This window comes from Mediterranea sp. An20 (genome assembly GCF_002160055.1).
GTDB lineage: Bacteria > Bacteroidota > Bacteroidia > Bacteroidales > Bacteroidaceae > Bacteroides > Bacteroides avicola.
This window is the reverse complement of the sequence record NZ_NFJV01000088.1, coordinates 1-512: the sequence shown is the minus strand read 5'-3', so window position 1 is coordinate 512 and position 512 is coordinate 1. Positions and strand designations below refer to the sequence as shown.

At 57.0% G+C, this 512-nt stretch carries 1 pseudogene; it reads left to right on the top strand.

From position 1 onward, the window contains the following. Positions 1-512, top strand: a pseudogene (locus B5F34_RS17240) (DNA methylase); the annotation flags it as partial.

The window sequence follows — 512 nt, the reverse complement described above, 5'->3', positions numbered from 1 at the left end:
GCCGTGCATTGGGCGAAATCCGACCTCGAACTGTTCGCCCCGACGGTGGAGCTGCACCGTATCATCCGTGAGAACAGCCGGGACGAAACGGAGTACAAGCGGTATGTGGACTCGCTGAAGGCCTCGGTGCTGACGGCGTTCTACACGCCGAAAGCCATCACGGACACCATAGCGGACGTGCTCCACGACAAGAAGGTGCGCCCGAAGCTCGTGCTGGAGCCGTCGGCGGGCATGGGGGTATTCATCGCCCCGGTACTGTCGGACAACCCGCAGGCGGAGGTCATGGCTTTCGAGAAAGACCTGCTGACGGGCAAGATGCTCGGACACCTGTACCCGCAACAGAAGATACGCACGGAAGGCTTCGAGAAGATAGAAAAGCCGTTTCTGAACCATTTTGACCTTGCCATCTCCAACATCCCTTTCGGGGATATAGCGGTGTTCGACCCGGAATACACCAATGGCTCGGTATTCAAAAAGATAGCGGCAAGGAAGGTGCATACCTATTTCTTTCT